Below are 15,480 nucleotides of genomic sequence, written 5' to 3'. Positions count from 1 at the left end.
CCGTGGTCTGCCAGCCAAGGTCTTGAATTAGTTTACCGCCTCTATTTTGTTCGATTGTAGCGTGGCGATTGCTTGCATCACTTAGATTTATGCTTATTTTCATGGTGTTTAATTCACAGATTAAAACTACTATTTGCGGTTAAGGCTTAGAGAATTAGGTTAAGTTGATGGGCGCGTTCTACGTTTTTGGCGAGTAGCTCGGGGTCGTCACTAAAGGGAGCGACGACTTCGGCAACTTCCTCGATGGGGTAGTCGACCGTACCTTCAAAATCGCTATGGTAAACATAGCGGTAGTTATCTTTAATTTCGGGATCAAGGGGGTAGCGCTTTTCGATATCGGTACCCTCCCAAATTGCAGAAGAATCATCATCAATATTAAATTGCACCGCATTTAAAAAACCATAGGGGATGGGTTTATTTTTATCCATAAACTCAGTCAGCAGTGTCCAAAAATTACAGGCTTGGTCGTAGTTGTCGGAAATCAATACTGCGTATTGAAAATCCCATTTGGCGGCGTTGGGGTACATTTTGGGGACAACACAGTCTGCTGCCATGCCAGAGCCAAGGCTATAGCCGACTGAACCGACATAGAGCTCCACTTGATCAAAGGGAATAACCAGCTCAGGGTTTTTACCAAAGGCGGGAAAATGCACATTGCCAGTTTTACGGTCGCAAACAACGGCTTGTGCTTGTTTTTTTTCGATTTTTTAAATTCACGTAGGGCATATAGCGTTAATAATACTTGGACAAAAACGTCATATGCGGGAGTAAATATCGTCCAGACACCATGTGATAGCCCCCATGTTAATTGAGGGACAAAAATAGCGAATACCAGAGTCATGGCCATAGCACCATTGGCCCAGTGATCGGAATCTTTGAGTGAACCTACCATCATCATCGCGACATAGCGTCCATCAACACTTGTTGTATTTACTCGGTAACCTAAAATGTTGTTGTAATCCACTTCGACCTTACGAAAATATTTGCCAAAGGCTTTTTCTGCGGGTTTTTTGGGCGCGCGCAGGTCAGTGGTTAATTGCTCGGTATTGAGTGGGTTACTGGATTGTTTTTCACTGTTCCCTTTTCTATCAGTAGTGGCCATTAGTTTAATCCCCTTTCTTTTTTAAAGATGGGCGTTTTTAGTTTCACATCATTTAATGACAAATTGACCTCCGTGGTCTGCCAGCCAAGATCTTGAATCAGTTTACCGCCTCTATTTTGTTCGATTGTAGCGTGGCGATTGCTTGCATCACTTAGATTTATGCTTATTTTCATGGTGTTAAATTCACAGATTAAAACTACTATTTGCGGCTAAGGCTTAGAGAATTAGGTTAAGTTGATGGGCGCGTTCTACGTTTTTGGCGAGTAGCTCGGGGTCGTCACTAAAGGGGGCGACGACTTCGGCAACTTCCTCGATGGGGTAGTCGACCGTACCTTCAAAATCGGTATGGTAAACATAGCGGTAGTTATCTTTAATTTCGGGGTCGAGGGGGTAGCTATTTCTGACGTCATTATCAGGCCAAATAGCAGCTTCATCTCTATCGAGGTAAAGCTGCACAGAGTTTAAAAAACCATAGGGGATGGGTTTATTTTTATCCATAAACTCAGTCAGCAGTGTCCAAAAATTACAGGCTTGGTCGTAGTTGTCGGAAATCAATACTGCGTATTGAAAATCCCATTTGGCGGCGTTGGGGTACATTTTGGGGACAACACAGTCTGCTGCCATGCCAGAGCCAAGGCTATAGCCGACTGAACCGACATAGAGCTCCACTTGATCAAAGGGAATAACCAGCTCAGGGTTTTTACCAAAGGCGGGAAAATGCACATTGCCAGTTTTACGGTCGCAAACAACGGCTTGTGCTTGTTTTTTTTTCGATTTTTTAAACTGCAACGCAGCATATAGCAGCAGCAGCAGTTGGGTAACCCAAGTGTAAGGCTGTGTTAGATAGGGGCCTAATTCACCAAACTTGACCAAAGCCGTTATCTGCATAAAAACAATTATACCGAAAAAGGTCATGGCCATAGCACCATTGGCCCAGTGATCGGAATCTTTGAGTGAACCCATCATCATCATTGAGACATATCGGCCATCTATATTGAGGGTTGTTGCGCGATAGCCTAAAACGTTGTTGTAATCCACTTTCACCTTACGAAAATATTTGCCAAAGGCTTTTTCTGGGGGCTTTTTTGGCGGGCGCAGGTCAGTGGTTAAGTGCTCGGTGTTTAGTGGGTTACTAGATTGTTTTTCGCTGTTCTGGTTCAGGTTTGTTTTATCCATTAGTTTAATCCCCTTTCTTTTTTAAAGATGGGCGTTTTTAGTTTCACATCATTTAATGACCAATTGACTTGGGTGGTCTGCCAGCCAAGATCTTGAATCAGTTTACCGCCTCTATTTTGTTCGATTGTAGCGTGGCGATTACTTGCATCACTAAGATTTATGCTTATTTTCATGGTGTTAAATTCACAGACTAAAACATCTATTTGCGGTTAAGGCTTAGAGAATTAGGTTAAGTTGATGGGCGCGTTCTACGTTTTTGGCGAGTAGCTCGGGGTCGTCGCTAAAGGGGGCGACGACTTCGGCAACTTCTTCGATGGGGTAGTCGACCGTACCTTCAAAATCACTATGGTAAACATAGCGGTAGTTATCTTTAATTTCGGGGTCGAGGGGGTAGCGCTTTTCGATATCGGTACCCTCCCAAATTGCAGAAGAATCATCATCAATATTAAATTGCACCGCATTTAAAAAACCGTAGGGGATGGGTTTATTTTTATCCATAAACTCAGTCAGCAGTGTCCAGTAACGACAGGCTTGGTCATAGTTGTCGGCAACCAACACGGCGTACTGAAAATCCCATTTGGCGGCTTTGGGGTACATTGTCGGTACGATGCATTTCGCCGCCATGCCAGAACCAAGGCTATAGCCGACTGAGCCGACATAGAGTTCCACTTGATCAAAGGGAATAACCAGCTCAGGGTTTTTACCGAAGGCGGGAAAACGCACATTACCGGTTTTTCGGTCGCAAACAACGGCTTGTACTTGTTTTTTTTTCGATTTTTTAAATTCTCGCAGGGCATATAGCGTTAATAATATTTGGACAAAAACGTCATATGCGGGAGTAAATATCGTCCAGACACCATGTGATAGCCCCCATGTTAATTGAGGGACAAAAATAGCGAATACCAGAGTCATGGCCATAGCACCATTGGCCCAGTGATGCATATCTTTAAATGAACCCATCATCATCATTGAGACGTAACGGCCGTCTATATTGAGGGTTGTTGCGCGATAGCCCAAAAAATTATTGTAATCTACTTCGACCTTACGAAAATATTTGCCAAAGGCTTTTTCTGCGGGCTTTTTGGGCGGGCGCAGGTCGGTGGTTAATTGCTCGGTATTGAGTGGGTTACTGGGTTGTTTTTCGCTGTTCTGGTTCAGGTTTGTTTTATTCATTAGTTTAATCCCCTTTCTTTTTTAAAGATGGGCGTTTTTAGTTTCACATCATTTAATGACAAATTGACTTGGGTGGTTTGCCAACCAAGGTCTTGAATCAGTTTACCGCCTCTATTTTGTTCGATTGTAGCGTGGCGATTGCTTGCATCACTAAGATTTATGCTTATTTTCATGGTGTTAAATTCACAGATTAAAACTACTATTTGCGGTTAAGGCTTAGAGAATTAGGTTAAGTTGATGGGCGCGTTCTACGTTTTTGGCGAGTAGCTCGGGGTCGTCGCTAAAGGGGGCAACCACTTCGGCAACTTCTTCGATGGGGTAGTCGACCGTACCTTCAAAATCACTATGGTAAACATAGCGATAGTTATCTTTAATTTCGGGGTCGAGGGGGTAGCCATTTCTAACGTCTTTATCAGGCCAGATAGCTGCTTCGTCTGTATCGATATAAAGCTGCACAGAGTTTAAAAAACCGTAGGGGATGGGTTTATTTTTATCCATAAACTCAGTCAGCAGTGTCCAAAAGTTACACGCGCGATCATAGTTATCGGCAATTAGCACATCATACTGAAAATCTCGCTTGGCGGCTTTGGGGTACATTTTGGGGACAATACATTCTGCTGCCATGCCAGAGCCACGGCTATAGCCGACTGAACCGACATAGAGTTCCACTTGATCAAAGGGAACAACCAGCTCAGGGTTTTTACCAAAGGCGGGAAAATGCACATTACCGGTTTTACGATCGCAAACGACGGCTTGTGCTTGTTTTTTTTTCGATTTTTTAAATTCACGTAGGGCATATACAGTTAATAGCAACTGGACAATAACCTCATATGCAGGATTAAAAAGCGTCCACTCGTTATGCCCTAATCCTGATACAATTTGCAATACTAATATAGTCACAACAAAGGTCATCGCCATAGCACCATTGGCCCAGTGATCGGAATCTTTGAGTGAACCTACCATCATCAATGCGGCGTAGCGACCATCAATACTGCCAGTTCCCTCACGATAGCCTACGACATTGTCATAATCGACTTCCACCTTACGAAAATATTTGCCAAAGGCTTTTTCTGCGGGCTTTTTGGGCGGGCGCAGGTCGGTGGTTAAGTGCTCGGTATTGAGTGGGTTACTGGATTGTTTTTTGCTATTCTGGTTCGGATCAGTTTTATCCATTAGTTTAATCCCCTTTCTTTTTTAAAGATGGGCGTTTTTAGTTTCACATCATTTAACGATAAATTGACTTGGGTGGTTTGCCAGCCAAGGTCTTGAATCAGTTTACCGCCTCTATTTTGTTCGATTGTAGCGTGGCGATTGCTTGCATCACTTAGATTTATGCTTATTTTCATGGTGTTAAATTCACAGACTAAAACTGTTATTTGCGGCTAAGGCTTAGAGAATTAGGTTAAGTTGATGGGCGCGTTCTACGTTTTTGGCGAGTAGCTCGGGGTCATCACTAAAGGGAGCGACGACTTCGGCAACTTCTTCGATGGGGTAGTCGACCGTACCTTCAAAATCACTATGGTAAACATAGCGGTAGTTATCTTTAATTTCAGGGTCGAGGGGGTAGCCATTTCTAACGTCTTTATCAGGCCAGATAGCTGCTTCGTCTGTATCGATATAAAGCTGCACAGAGTTTAAAAAACCGTAGGGGATGGGTTTATTTTTATCCATAAACTCAGTCAGCAGTGTCCAAAAGTTACACGCGCGATCATAGTTATCGGCAATTAGCACATCATACTGAAAATCTCGCTTGGCGGCTTTGGGGTACATTTTGGGGACAATACATTCTGCTGCCATGCCTGAGCCACGGCTATAGCCGACTGAACCGACATAGAGTTCCACTTGATCAAAGGGAATAACCAGCTCAGGGTTTTTACCGAAGGCGGGAAAATGCACATTGCCAGTTTTACGGTCGCAAACGACGGCTTGTGCTTGTTTTTTTTCGATTTTTTAAACTGCAATGCAGCATATAGCAGCAGCAGTTGGGTAACCCAAGTGTAAGGCTGTGTTAGATAGGGACCTAATTCACCAAACTTGACCAAAGCCGTTATCTGCATAAAAACAATTATACCGAAAAAGGTCATGGCCATAGCACTATTGGCCCAGTGATCGGAATCTTTGAGTGAACCTACCATCATCAATGCGGCGTAGCGACCATCAATACTGCCAGTTCCCTCCCGATAGCCCAGCACATTGTCATAGTTGACTTCCACCTTACGAAAATATTTGCCAAAGGCTTTTTCTGCGGGCTTTTTGGGCGGGCGCAGGTCGGTGGTTAATTGCTCGGTATTGAGTGGGTTACTGGGTTGTTTTTCGCTGTTCTGGTTCAGGTTTGTTTTATCCATTAGTTTAATCCCCTTTCTTTTTTAAAGATGGGCGTTTTTAGTTTCACATCATTTAATGACAAATTGACCTCCGTGGTCTGCCAGCCAAGGTCTTGAATCAGTTTACCGCCTCTATTTTGTTCGATTGTAGCGTGGCGATTGCTTGCATCACTTAGATTTATGCTTATTTTCATGGTGTTAAATTCACAGACTAAAACATCTATTTGCGGTTAAGGCTTAGAGAATTAGGTTAAGTTGATGGGCGCGTTCTACGTTTTTGGCGAGTAGCTCGGGGTCGTCGCTAAAGGGGGCGACGACTTCGGCAACTTCTTCGATGGGGTAGTCGACCGTACCTTCAAAATCACTATGGTAAACATAGCGGTAGTTATCTTTAATTTCGGGGTCGAGGGGGTAGCTATTTCTGACGTCTTTATCAGGCCAAATAGCAGCTTCATCTCTATCGAGGTAAAGCTGCACAGAGTTTAAAAAACCATAGGGGATGGGTTTATTTTTATCCATAAACTCAGTCAGCAGTGTCCAAAAATTACAGGCTTGGTCGTAGTTGTCGGAAATCAATACTGCGTATTGAAAATCCCATTTGGCGGCGTTGGGGTACATTTTGGGGACAACACAGTCTGCTGCCATGCCAGAGCCAAGGCTATAGCCGACTGAACCGACATAGAGCTCCACTTGATCAAAGGGAATAACCAGCTCAGGGTTTTTACCAAAGGCGGGAAAATGCACATTACCGGTTTTACGGTCGCAAACGACGGCTTGTGCTTGTTTTTTTTTCGATTTTTTAAATTCACGTAGGGCATATAGCGTTAATAATACTTGGACAAAAACGTCATATGCGGGAGTAAATATCGTCCAGACACCATGTGATAGCCCCCATGTTAATTGAGGGACAAAAATAGCGAATACCAGAGTCATGGCCATAGCACCATTGGCCCAGTGATCGGAATCTTTGAGTGAACCTACCATCATCATCGCGACATAGCGTCCATCAACACTTGTTGTATTTACTCGGTAACCTAAAATGTTGTTGTAATCCACTTCGACCTTACGAAAATATTTGCCAAAGGCTTTTTCTGCGGGTTTTTTGGGCGCGCGCAGGTCAGTGGTTAATTGCTCGGTATTGAGTGGGTTACTGGATTGTTTTTCACTGTTCCCTTTTCTATCAGTAGTGGCCATTAGTTTAATCCCCTTTCTTTTTTAAAGATGGGCGTTTTTAGTTTCACATCATTTAATGACAAATTGACCTCCGTGGTCTGCCAGCCAAGATCTTGAATTAGTTTACCGCCTCTATTTTGTTCGATTGTAGCGTGGCGATTGCTTGCATCACTTAGATTTATGCTTATTTTCATGGTGTTAAATTCACAGACTAAAACTGTTATTTGCGGCTAAGGCTTAGAGAATTAGGTTAAGTTGATGGGCGCGTTCTACGTTTTTGGCGAGTAGCTCGGGGTCGTCGCTAAAGGGGGCGACGACTTCGGCAACTTCTTCGATGGGGTAGTCGACCGTACCTTCAAAATCGCTATGGTAGACATAGCGGTAGTTATCTTTGATTTCGGGATCAAGGGGGTAGCTATTTCTAACGTCTTTATCTGGCCAGATAGTTGACTTATTCCTATCAAGATGAAATTGCACCGAATTCAAAAAGCCGTAGGGAATCGGTTTGTTTTTATCCATAAATTCGGTTAGCAATGTCCAGTAACGACAGGCTTCGTCATAACTATCAGCTATTAATATGGCGTACTGAAAGTCCCGTTTGGCGGCTTTGGGGTACATTGTCGGCACGATGCATTTCGCCGCCATGCCGGAGCCACGGCTATAACCGACTGAACCGACATAGAGCTCTACTTGGTTAAAGGGAATTACCAGCTCAGGGTTTTTGCCAAAGGCGGGAAAATGCACATTACCCGTTTTACGGTCGCAAACGACGGCTTGTGCTTGTTTTTTTTTCGATTTTTTAAATTCACGTAGGGCATATAAAGCTAATAGTATTTGAACAATAATTTCATATTCAGGGTTGAAAAGTGTCCACTCGTCATGCCCTAACCCTGATACGATTTGTAAAATCAATATAATCACAACAAAAGTCATGGCCATAGCACCATTGGCCCAGTAATGCATATCTTTGAGTGATGCCATCATCATCATCGCGGCATAGCGACCATCTACACTAGTCGTGCCCTCCCGATAGCCTACGACATTTTCATAATCCACTTCCACCTTACGAAAATATTTGCCAAAGGCTTTTTCTGCCGGCTTTTTTGGTGGGCGCAGATCGGTGGTTAATTGCTCGGTATTGAGTGGATTACTGGATTGGTTTTTACTACTCAACTTCGGATCTGTTTTATCCATTAGTTTAACCCCAGCGCGGATTTTAGATTCACATCATTTAATGACAAATTGACCTCCGTGGTCTGCCAGCCAAGATCTTCGGTTAGTTTTCCTTCCTCATCTCGCTCGCTGATCGGCAGTACAAATTCATTATCAGCAAATGCGCTGCTGACCGGTTTCCCCTTGCCATGTGGGTAGGTTTTAATGCGCAGCCTAAAGGTGAGGCGAGTGGTGTTAAAGTGTTTAAAGAGCGGCGCGCATACGTATTGGTTGAGGTCGATGCGCAGCCCTTGTCCGCCAGATAATGAGGTGGTGATCACCTGTTGCCAAAATTGTTGCAGCCAGCGTTGGCCTTGCCCTGAGGCGTTGCCCAATATTAAGTTTTGGTACTGCTCGTCATTGTCGTTATTACCCCATAAGGAAGTACTATTAGGTTTGGCGGCAAATTCTACTTGCACATTATTGTGTGCGGTATTGGTGGGGCAAGAGACAATAAGATAAGCTTGGGTAAAGTCTTCATAAGTTACCACCATGCCACGGCTATAGGTAATGGTATGCACATCATGCAGCTTTTCTACATTGTCGCTATGCACTTGCGGCGACATTAGATAGCGGGCAAGGTCATGGTAGGCGTAATCGGGCCTTTTTGCCCAGCTGGCGCTGTTATCATCGCCAAAGCTGTTGTTGCCCCAAGGGCATATTTTAAACCAGCGTTGGATGTCTTCATCAACAAAACAGTAGTAAATAACGGCGCCGATTAACACGATAAGCAGGCCAATCCAACCTAATCGAGAGCCAATAATTAGGCTGCGTGTTAATAATGCTCGCAGCACAATATAATCAGCACGAGCCATTAAAACAAATCCTACCCCCATGGTGGCGAGGCCAAAGGCCGCATCATTATCGCCGCGACGAATGGCGTAATATGCCTCATAAACACTTAAAGCCGAGCTAAATACTGAAGCAGCAATATTGGCGCGATACATCCATGTTGTTACAGTAAACCAGCGTGTAACTTGCGCAGGAACATTGATATCTCCTTTTTTTAGAAGGCTAAGCTGCTTTTCACTCGGCTGTCCAGTTTTCATCACATAAGCTTCACGTGCGATTGTCATTACCACGGCAGTAAAGTCAGTAATAGCAGCACCAGCATAGACGCCGGTTTTTAGGTTTTTTTGCTCTAGAAACGCCTCAAAGCTGCGCGTTAAATTAATGACCTCAAATAAACCAACAGCACCCAATACGCCAATATTGGCGCGGCTTAGGGTTTTTACTGAGGTGCTGGATAAAAACTTTTGGTTGGCCAGTTTTTCCGTGGCTTCGGCAAGGTCGGCCAGTTTTTTATTGGCGATATGATTTTGGGTAATATCTGCTTCTATTTTGACTTTAGCTTGGCTAAGTTCAGCAATTTCGTGTTTAAGTGACGTGGTTGCCAGCTGCTGGGCATGAATAGATTCTTTTAACGCGATCACTTCCAGTTTTAACTGGGCTGCCCCTTCGCCAGCCAGCACACCTTGGGCTTGTTCCGCCAAACTCAGTAGGTGGTTCACTTTACTGCGCATATGCATAATGTCGTCAACCGTATCAAACATAGTGCCATTTGGGGTAACCAAGCGAGTGCGGCTGTTGTTTTGGCTACGCACTAAATCGCGAATTTCTTTGCTCAGTTCTTGTGCTATTTCCGCGCGGGCGCGGGCGTTTAAGGCAATAAAGCCTTCGGAGAATTTACCGTTGTGGTAGTCTTGCGCGGTCATTTCGATAGCGGTAAATTGGCCGTTTTCCAGCTGGTTAATAATACGCAGTGCCGCCATTAGCCCTTTATTTTTGCTTAGATGCGCACTGCCTTTTTGGGTGATTTCCAGCTCAATATGCGCCAGTTGATTGTTAATATTGCGCAGGGATCGTTGGGCTTTGTTCAGTTTGCTGTCAATTTCTCCCATCTCGGTTTTGAGTTTGGCTATTTCGGGGTACGCTAATTGGTGTTGGCGTTGATATTCAGCATCGGTTTTCGCCAAACCTTGGGTTTTGACCGCAAGAGCCTGCTCAGCTTGTTTTAGCTTGGCAGCCGTTTGTTGGCGTTTAACTTTTTCTGCCGCAAGCTGGCGGTTTAATCGCTCTTGCGTGGCAATACCGTCGGCTTTTTCAGATTGTAATTGCTGATTTAGTGCGGCGGCGGTTTGTGCTTGCCCCTGATTTGCACTGGCAATTAATGATAAATCCAGATAGTTAGTGGCTAAGCCCATGATTGCTTGGCTTATCCGGCGGCCAATTTGCTCTGTCGCCTCTTGGTCGATATCGCTGGGTGATTCGTCTTGGGCGACCATGTGTAATCGCTCAAGGCTAAATTGGGGGTTGTAAGGGTCTTGGTGGTCGTCAGTGTCAAGCTCAATACTCGCCGGCTTTTGTGCTGTTGCGGGTGTTTTGGGCTTGCCAAAAAACAACTCGGCGATTGGGAGGGCCGCTTCGTCTGGGTGCTCGCCAACGAGCTTTAACAGCGTTGATGAAGTGGTGGTGGTAGTGTTCAGATTATCCCAGTCTTTTTTGTCCAGTATAATGGTTGGATACTGCTGGGCGGGGTGCATTTTTAGTGCTAAGGCAATGTCTTTAAGGACATCAATGCCCGAGGCATAGTTATTATTATTGTGGTAGGCGAAATCTTGCATACAGTGCAGTAATTTGACGGCGCTTTGGTCTTGTTCAATTAAGTCGACCAGCAACAGTTGCTGGGCTTTAATTTCTTGGGAAAGCTCTAATAGTTTGTCGTAGTGCAGAAAGGTTTTAAGCTTTTGCAGGTTAATGCCGCCATCACGCCATGCTTTAATTTTATTGGCAAATTTAACTTGCTCTTGTTGGAGTTTGTCTGCTTTTTCGTCACCAGCGATTTTAATATCGCCGTCAAGTATTGCGTCATTCATTTGGTAGCAGCGGTTGATCATTTTCTCGGCCAGCTCGAAATTGGCTTTTTTCACTGGGTCAACAATAATTTCTTCGCCTTGCTTACCTGCTCTTACTCCTTTTACTTGATGAATTAACCGAGCAATTTCACCTTGTAGCTTTAAAATGGCATCAATATGGTTACGAGCAACGTGCAAGCCATTGGTTAATACCACAGGTGCCAGCTTGTCAGCGGCAAAGTGGGTAATATTTCGGTGCACTCTGTTGCCCGGTTTAATAATGCCAGACTGAGTAAAACCGTTTTCAAAGTCAGATAGGTTGTCTAGCAGCTGCATGCGTTGCTGACGTGCGCTTGCCGCTTTTGCCTCATCTGGGCAAGCGCGCTCGGCTTGCGAAAGCGGATCACCATGATTCAACCTAGGATCTTCCGGGTTCATACCACCAAATTTTAGTATTTGTGTCCACGACCATTGTGATTCAGAAAAGGCCATTTCCACTCGACATTGCTGCCCCCTAAGTTTATTGGGTACCACAATGGTTTCCATTGGGCGCCCTGTGGCATCACGTCGGCCTTGGTTGGCATGATGCTTATTTTTCGCCTTTTTCCAGGGTAGGAACCCTTTTTGATAGGCTAAATTTACATCGCTGAAGGTACGGTTGTCTTGCTCGCCAACGATGACTTTTAGCTCACGCCACAGGTAGCCATCAACATAGACATAAATGTAACCTTCTGGTGGTTGGCTGATGTATTTTTCGTCTTCGTCTTGGGTGTCAAAAATGAGCGGGCGCGTGTAAACCAGTTCAATATCAGCAGTATTATTGCCCGATGCTTGCGGGCGAGCTTGGTAGAGCGGGATCTTGTAGAAAGTGTCTTTGTGTTTAGGGTTCTTGTCATCATAAATCATCAACGAGAGATTTTCTGTTTCTGACGCAAAACCCTCAAAAATCAGTTCTCTGTGACTATCGTTGGTGATTATTTTTGTTGGATTGGTATGTTCACCCATATTGAAATCCTTTTCTTGGCATACTTTACTGTTTGGCGACAAGCATTACTACGCTGGGCTGATTAACCAATCAGCATGCTATCGTCGTCTAATTTTTCATCGCCTGATGCTTTGATGGCAATTTGATTGGGTTTGTTTTTATCTTTGATGGGATCTTTAGGGGCAATCTCTAGCCCTTGTGGCAATGGCCCACCCGGTTGCATCAGTGGTGCTGGCGGGGTGTTCTTGTTGTTAGAGACCATTAAATCCCCTTGACGCACGGCAGGTTTTCCCTCGATAAATACATCCAAAGAGCTGGTAATAAATTCCGCTTTGCCTTCTGTCGTGCCACTAGCAACGCCTTTTTTATCACCCGGTTGATCGCCGGTACTTTTAGAAAAGTTACTTTTGATATGACAAGCGGGATTACCATTGATCTTCACTGAACTCGCTGTGCTAGCAGCATCGCTTGATTGGGCTAAATTAGGGTAAGCAATGGGGATTACAGATTTACCAATGGTTGTTAAACAAACGTCTACGGTTTGCAATGCGCCACCGCTGTCTTGATGAACGGCCGTTTTTCCATTAATTAGCACGTTATTACCTGTGACCGTTGATACATTTGGCGCCTGTGACTGCTGATCTTTTTCAATGTTTTCTACAGACCCCATTTGCCAGCCAATATGCTCCTCGACTAAAGTTAAGAGCGCCTCGTAATTAGTGAGCTTTGCGTTCATGTCTAGACCCGTTACTGGCTCTAGCCATGGTAATATTGGCTCGCTTTTTTCTTCATCCCATTGTGGTGGCTCAACGATATGTTCAGGAATAAAGCGGTTAATCATTTGCCCTAGAGTATCACCTACATATTTGGGGCGTTGGCATTCGTTAAGAAAAGCCTGCTGGCTTGATTCCTTGTCGGGAAATATTGCCACACCATTGGCCATGCCTATACCACCTGCTTGGCGTGATGAAATATTAAAAGGCAGCAAGGCCACATTGTTGTGTCGCCATGCTTGATTGCCACCACTGCGCACCTCGGCGGTCAGCTGGTCGATATCGTATTGAATAGATTGCGGGTCACTGCCCAAGTGGGCATTGATATAGTTGGTCATATAAAAGTCCTTTAGCGCTTGTCTTCCATGACGCGTATTAGTTTGTCACTAATGCACGGACTGTTATTTTAAGGCGCAGTATGACTCATTGAAAACGATTGGCTTATTAATACTGTGCCCAAATAAAGCACTTATTAAGGTAATAAAGTTGTTACTGCTTGTCGACAGTTTTTAACGAGTATTTCCTGTTGACTGGCGGGTTTGACAATTGAAAGCGATATATTGTCAACTTTGTTGGACTCTCAGTGTTTTTAACTGGTGTCAAAACCCTTGCCAATGGTAGGATTACTCCTATCTAATCCCATGACATTTGTGAATTTTTATGTCTGACCAATCTTTACTCGATTTTGCTGATTTACAAGCAACGCTCAGTGCCGAAAGCCTGCAAGCACACGCCAGTGAACTACATGGCGTATTAACGGGCCTAATTGCCTCAGGTTATGAATTTGAAAGCACTGACTACCTTGCCATGCTCAACGATATGTTTAACAACGGTGAAGGCTTTCCGTTAGCGGTGAAATCGGCTATCAAGCAAGTGTACAGCGAAATTTGGCAGTCACTGCTAGATGACTCATTTGGTTTTAAATTAATGCTACCGGATGACGACGACACTATCGCCGAGCGTGCCAATGGCCTAGGCCACTGGGTACAAGGCTTTAACTTAGGTTATGGCTTGCAGCAAAAAGACAACGCTGTGGCATCAGAAGATGTTAAAGAAGTGCTGTCGGATTTTAGCGAAATTGCCAACTTGTCGGATGAAATTGACGATGATGAAGCCACTGAGCAAGCCTACTATGAAATTGCTGAGTACGTGAAGGTCTCCGTTTTGCTGTGTTTTGCCGAGCTTGCCAGCCCGCCAAGCACAGACGATAAGAAAACCATTCACTAAGCCAATACAGAACATACAAGACAACGTAAGCCATATCAGCCATTTGGAACGTATTTACCTCTTATGCTAAAGCACTCGTTACTCCCCGTTGAAGAATTCACCGCACGTCGTCAGACCATGCTTGACGCTATGCCAGAAAACAGCCTAGCGATTATTAGCGCGGCACACGAAGTGACGCGCAGTAACGACACGGAATATCCATTTTGCCAAAACAAAAATTTTTATTATTTGACGGGGTTTAACGAGCCAGAAGCCGTTTTACTACTCGTGAAGTCGACGCCGCAAAAGAGCGTGCTATTTTGCCGAGATAAAGATCCTGAAATGGAAGTGTGGCATGGTCGCCGTATTGGGCCTGAACTTGCCAAGCAAGAGTTTGGGGTTGATGAGGCGCTGAGCATTGATGAGCTAGACGACTACGCCGTTGATTGCTTTGCGCAGGTGAGCATGGTGATGTGCTGCTTTGACGACAATGACACCATGGCGTTGGCTACTGACTGGCTGGCACAAGTTTCCGCAAAAAGCCGTATTGGCAAAAAAGCGCCCGTTAATTTAACCAACTGTGCTGAACTTATTCACGAGCTGCGCTTGCACAAAAGTGAGCGAGAAATAGCGCTGATGCGCAAAGCCAATGTCATTAGTGGACACGCGCACCAACGAGCAATGAAAGCAACTGCGCCAGACAAATTCGAATACCAAATTGAAGCAGAATTACTGCATGAATTTGCAGTAAATGGTGCTCGCCATGCCGCGTATAATTCGATTGTTGCAGGTGGCGACAACGCCAATATTTTGCATTACACCGACAACAATGAAGCGTTAATTGACGGTGACTTATTGTTGATTGATGCTGGCGGTGAGCTAGCGGGTTACGCCGCCGATATCACCCGCACTTTTCCTGTCAGTGGCAAGTTCAGCGAGCCGCAAAAAGCGATTTATCAGCTAGTGCTGGATGCGCAAAATGCCGCGATAGCCGCTATCGAGCCGGGTAATACCTTGGCATCACTCAACGACTTAGTGTGCGATATGTTAACTAAAGGCTTGTATGAGCTTGGCATTTTAACGGGCGATTTAACCGAACTTATCGAAGAGAAAGCCTGTAAACAGTACTTTATTCATGGCTTAGGCCACTGGCTTGGCCTAGATGTGCACGATGTTGGCGATTATCACGCGAATGAAAAACGTCAGCAATTACGACCGTTTACCGCAGGTATGGTCATGACCATTGAGCCAGGTATTTATATTCCCAAGGGCGCCGATGTTGACGAAAAATGGCAAGGCATTGGCGTGCGCATTGAAGACAATGTTTTGGTTACCGAAACAGGTTATGAGAATTTAACCGTGAGCGCGCCAAAATCTATCGCTGAGATTGAAGCGCTTATGTCGGGTGTGGCTAAGACGGTTTGAAGTAGCTCAAACAAGTCAAAGTAAGCCAATAAGTCCAATTTGGCTATAAAAAGTGTTAAGGAAAACATTTGGTTCG

General features: G+C 44.7%; 13 protein-coding genes. 2 read left to right on the top strand and 11 right to left on the bottom strand.

The window, feature by feature from the left end:
- Positions 1 to 146 precede the first annotated feature (146 nt).
- The 11 genes from DXX93_RS15245 to DXX93_RS15195 form a co-directional block, all read right to left on the bottom strand.
- Positions 147 to 554, bottom strand: a complete 408-nt coding sequence (locus DXX93_RS15245) for a hypothetical protein (RefSeq protein ID WP_147302700.1) — start codon at positions 552 to 554, stop codon at positions 147 to 149.
- A complete protein-coding gene (locus DXX93_RS15240; RefSeq protein ID WP_116008846.1) occupies positions 482 to 1,102 on the bottom strand; it encodes a hypothetical protein in 621 nt (206 codons plus the stop codon). Before DXX93_RS15240 ends, DXX93_RS15245 begins: the two co-directional genes overlap by 73 nt.
- 216 nt (positions 1,103 to 1,318) lie before the next feature.
- A complete protein-coding gene (locus tag DXX93_RS15235; RefSeq protein ID WP_116008845.1) occupies positions 1,319 to 2,278 on the bottom strand; it encodes a hypothetical protein in 960 nt (319 codons plus the stop codon).
- Between the two features lie 216 nt (positions 2,279 to 2,494).
- A complete protein-coding gene (locus DXX93_RS15230) occupies positions 2,495 to 3,451 on the bottom strand; it encodes a hypothetical protein (protein ID WP_116008844.1) in 957 nt (318 codons plus the stop codon).
- 216 nt (positions 3,452 to 3,667) lie between these two features.
- Positions 3,668 to 4,624, bottom strand: a complete 957-nt coding sequence (locus DXX93_RS15225; RefSeq protein WP_116008843.1) for a hypothetical protein — start codon at positions 4,622 to 4,624, stop codon at positions 3,668 to 3,670.
- 216 nt (positions 4,625 to 4,840) lie between these two features.
- Positions 4,841 to 5,248, bottom strand: coding sequence for a hypothetical protein (locus tag DXX93_RS15220; RefSeq protein ID WP_147302699.1), 408 nt, complete (start codon positions 5,246 to 5,248; stop codon positions 4,841 to 4,843).
- A complete protein-coding gene (locus tag DXX93_RS15215; protein WP_116008841.1) occupies positions 5,176 to 5,796 on the bottom strand; it encodes a hypothetical protein in 621 nt (206 codons plus the stop codon). Before DXX93_RS15215 ends, DXX93_RS15220 begins: the two co-directional genes overlap by 73 nt.
- Before the next feature lie 216 nt (positions 5,797 to 6,012).
- Positions 6,013 to 6,969, bottom strand: a complete 957-nt coding sequence (locus tag DXX93_RS15210) for a hypothetical protein (protein WP_116008840.1) — start codon at positions 6,967 to 6,969, stop codon at positions 6,013 to 6,015.
- Positions 6,970 to 7,185: 216 nt separating this feature from the next.
- Positions 7,186 to 8,142: a hypothetical protein gene (locus DXX93_RS15205; RefSeq protein WP_116008839.1), complete on the bottom strand. Its 957-nt coding sequence runs from the start codon at positions 8,140 to 8,142 to the stop codon at positions 7,186 to 7,188.
- Complete coding sequence (locus tag DXX93_RS15200) at positions 8,142 to 12,020, bottom strand: hypothetical protein (RefSeq protein ID WP_116008838.1); 3,879 nt, start codon at positions 12,018 to 12,020, stop codon at positions 8,142 to 8,144. The genes DXX93_RS15205 and DXX93_RS15200 overlap by 1 nt, the downstream gene beginning before the upstream one ends.
- 62 nt (positions 12,021 to 12,082) lie before the next feature.
- On the bottom strand, positions 12,083 to 13,111 hold the full coding sequence (locus DXX93_RS15195) for a DUF4150 domain-containing protein (RefSeq protein WP_116008837.1): 1,029 nt from the start codon (positions 13,109 to 13,111) through the stop codon (positions 12,083 to 12,085).
- A gap of 322 nt (positions 13,112 to 13,433) precedes the next feature.
- On the opposite strand from DXX93_RS15195, the gene DXX93_RS15190 reads away from it, so the two are divergent.
- Together DXX93_RS15190 and pepP are read left to right on the top strand one after the other, a co-directional pair.
- A complete protein-coding gene (locus DXX93_RS15190; RefSeq protein WP_116000974.1) occupies positions 13,434 to 14,000 on the top strand; it encodes a UPF0149 family protein in 567 nt (188 codons plus the stop codon).
- A 63-nt stretch (positions 14,001 to 14,063) separates the two neighbouring features.
- Complete coding sequence (gene pepP / locus DXX93_RS15185; RefSeq protein ID WP_116008836.1) at positions 14,064 to 15,404, top strand: Xaa-Pro aminopeptidase; 1,341 nt, start codon at positions 14,064 to 14,066, stop codon at positions 15,402 to 15,404.
- Positions 15,405 to 15,480 lie beyond the last annotated feature (76 nt).

This window comes from Thalassotalea euphylliae (assembly GCF_003390335.1).
Lineage (GTDB): Bacteria > Pseudomonadota > Gammaproteobacteria > Enterobacterales > Alteromonadaceae > Thalassotalea_F > Thalassotalea_F euphylliae_B.
Note: the sequence above shows the minus strand (reverse complement) of the source record. Positions and strands in the feature narration are given on the sequence as shown.

Excerpts from the sequence above, each read along its gene's own strand:
- DXX93_RS15245 (WP_147302700.1), bottom strand. The coding sequence starts at position 554 with ATGGCAGCAGACTGTGTTGTCCCCAAAATGTACCCCAACGCCGCCAAA.
- DXX93_RS15240 (WP_116008846.1), bottom strand. The coding sequence starts at position 1,102 with ATGGCCACTACTGATAGAAAAGGGAACAGTGAAAAACAATCCAGTAAC.
- DXX93_RS15235 (WP_116008845.1), bottom strand. The coding sequence starts at position 2,278 with ATGGATAAAACAAACCTGAACCAGAACAGCGAAAAACAATCTAGTAAC.
- DXX93_RS15230 (WP_116008844.1), bottom strand. The coding sequence starts at position 3,451 with ATGAATAAAACAAACCTGAACCAGAACAGCGAAAAACAACCCAGTAAC.
- DXX93_RS15225 (WP_116008843.1), bottom strand. The coding sequence starts at position 4,624 with ATGGATAAAACTGATCCGAACCAGAATAGCAAAAAACAATCCAGTAAC.
- DXX93_RS15220 (WP_147302699.1), bottom strand. The coding sequence starts at position 5,248 with ATGGCAGCAGAATGTATTGTCCCCAAAATGTACCCCAAAGCCGCCAAG.
- DXX93_RS15215 (WP_116008841.1), bottom strand. The coding sequence starts at position 5,796 with ATGGATAAAACAAACCTGAACCAGAACAGCGAAAAACAACCCAGTAAC.
- DXX93_RS15210 (WP_116008840.1), bottom strand. The coding sequence starts at position 6,969 with ATGGCCACTACTGATAGAAAAGGGAACAGTGAAAAACAATCCAGTAAC.
- DXX93_RS15205 (WP_116008839.1), bottom strand. The coding sequence starts at position 8,142 with ATGGATAAAACAGATCCGAAGTTGAGTAGTAAAAACCAATCCAGTAAT.
- DXX93_RS15200 (WP_116008838.1), bottom strand. The coding sequence starts at position 12,020 with ATGGGTGAACATACCAATCCAACAAAAATAATCACCAACGATAGTCAC.
- DXX93_RS15195 (WP_116008837.1), bottom strand. The coding sequence starts at position 13,111 with ATGACCAACTATATCAATGCCCACTTGGGCAGTGACCCGCAATCTATT.
- DXX93_RS15190 (WP_116000974.1), top strand. The coding sequence starts at position 13,434 with ATGTCTGACCAATCTTTACTCGATTTTGCTGATTTACAAGCAACGCTC.
- pepP (WP_116008836.1), top strand. The coding sequence starts at position 14,064 with ATGCTAAAGCACTCGTTACTCCCCGTTGAAGAATTCACCGCACGTCGT.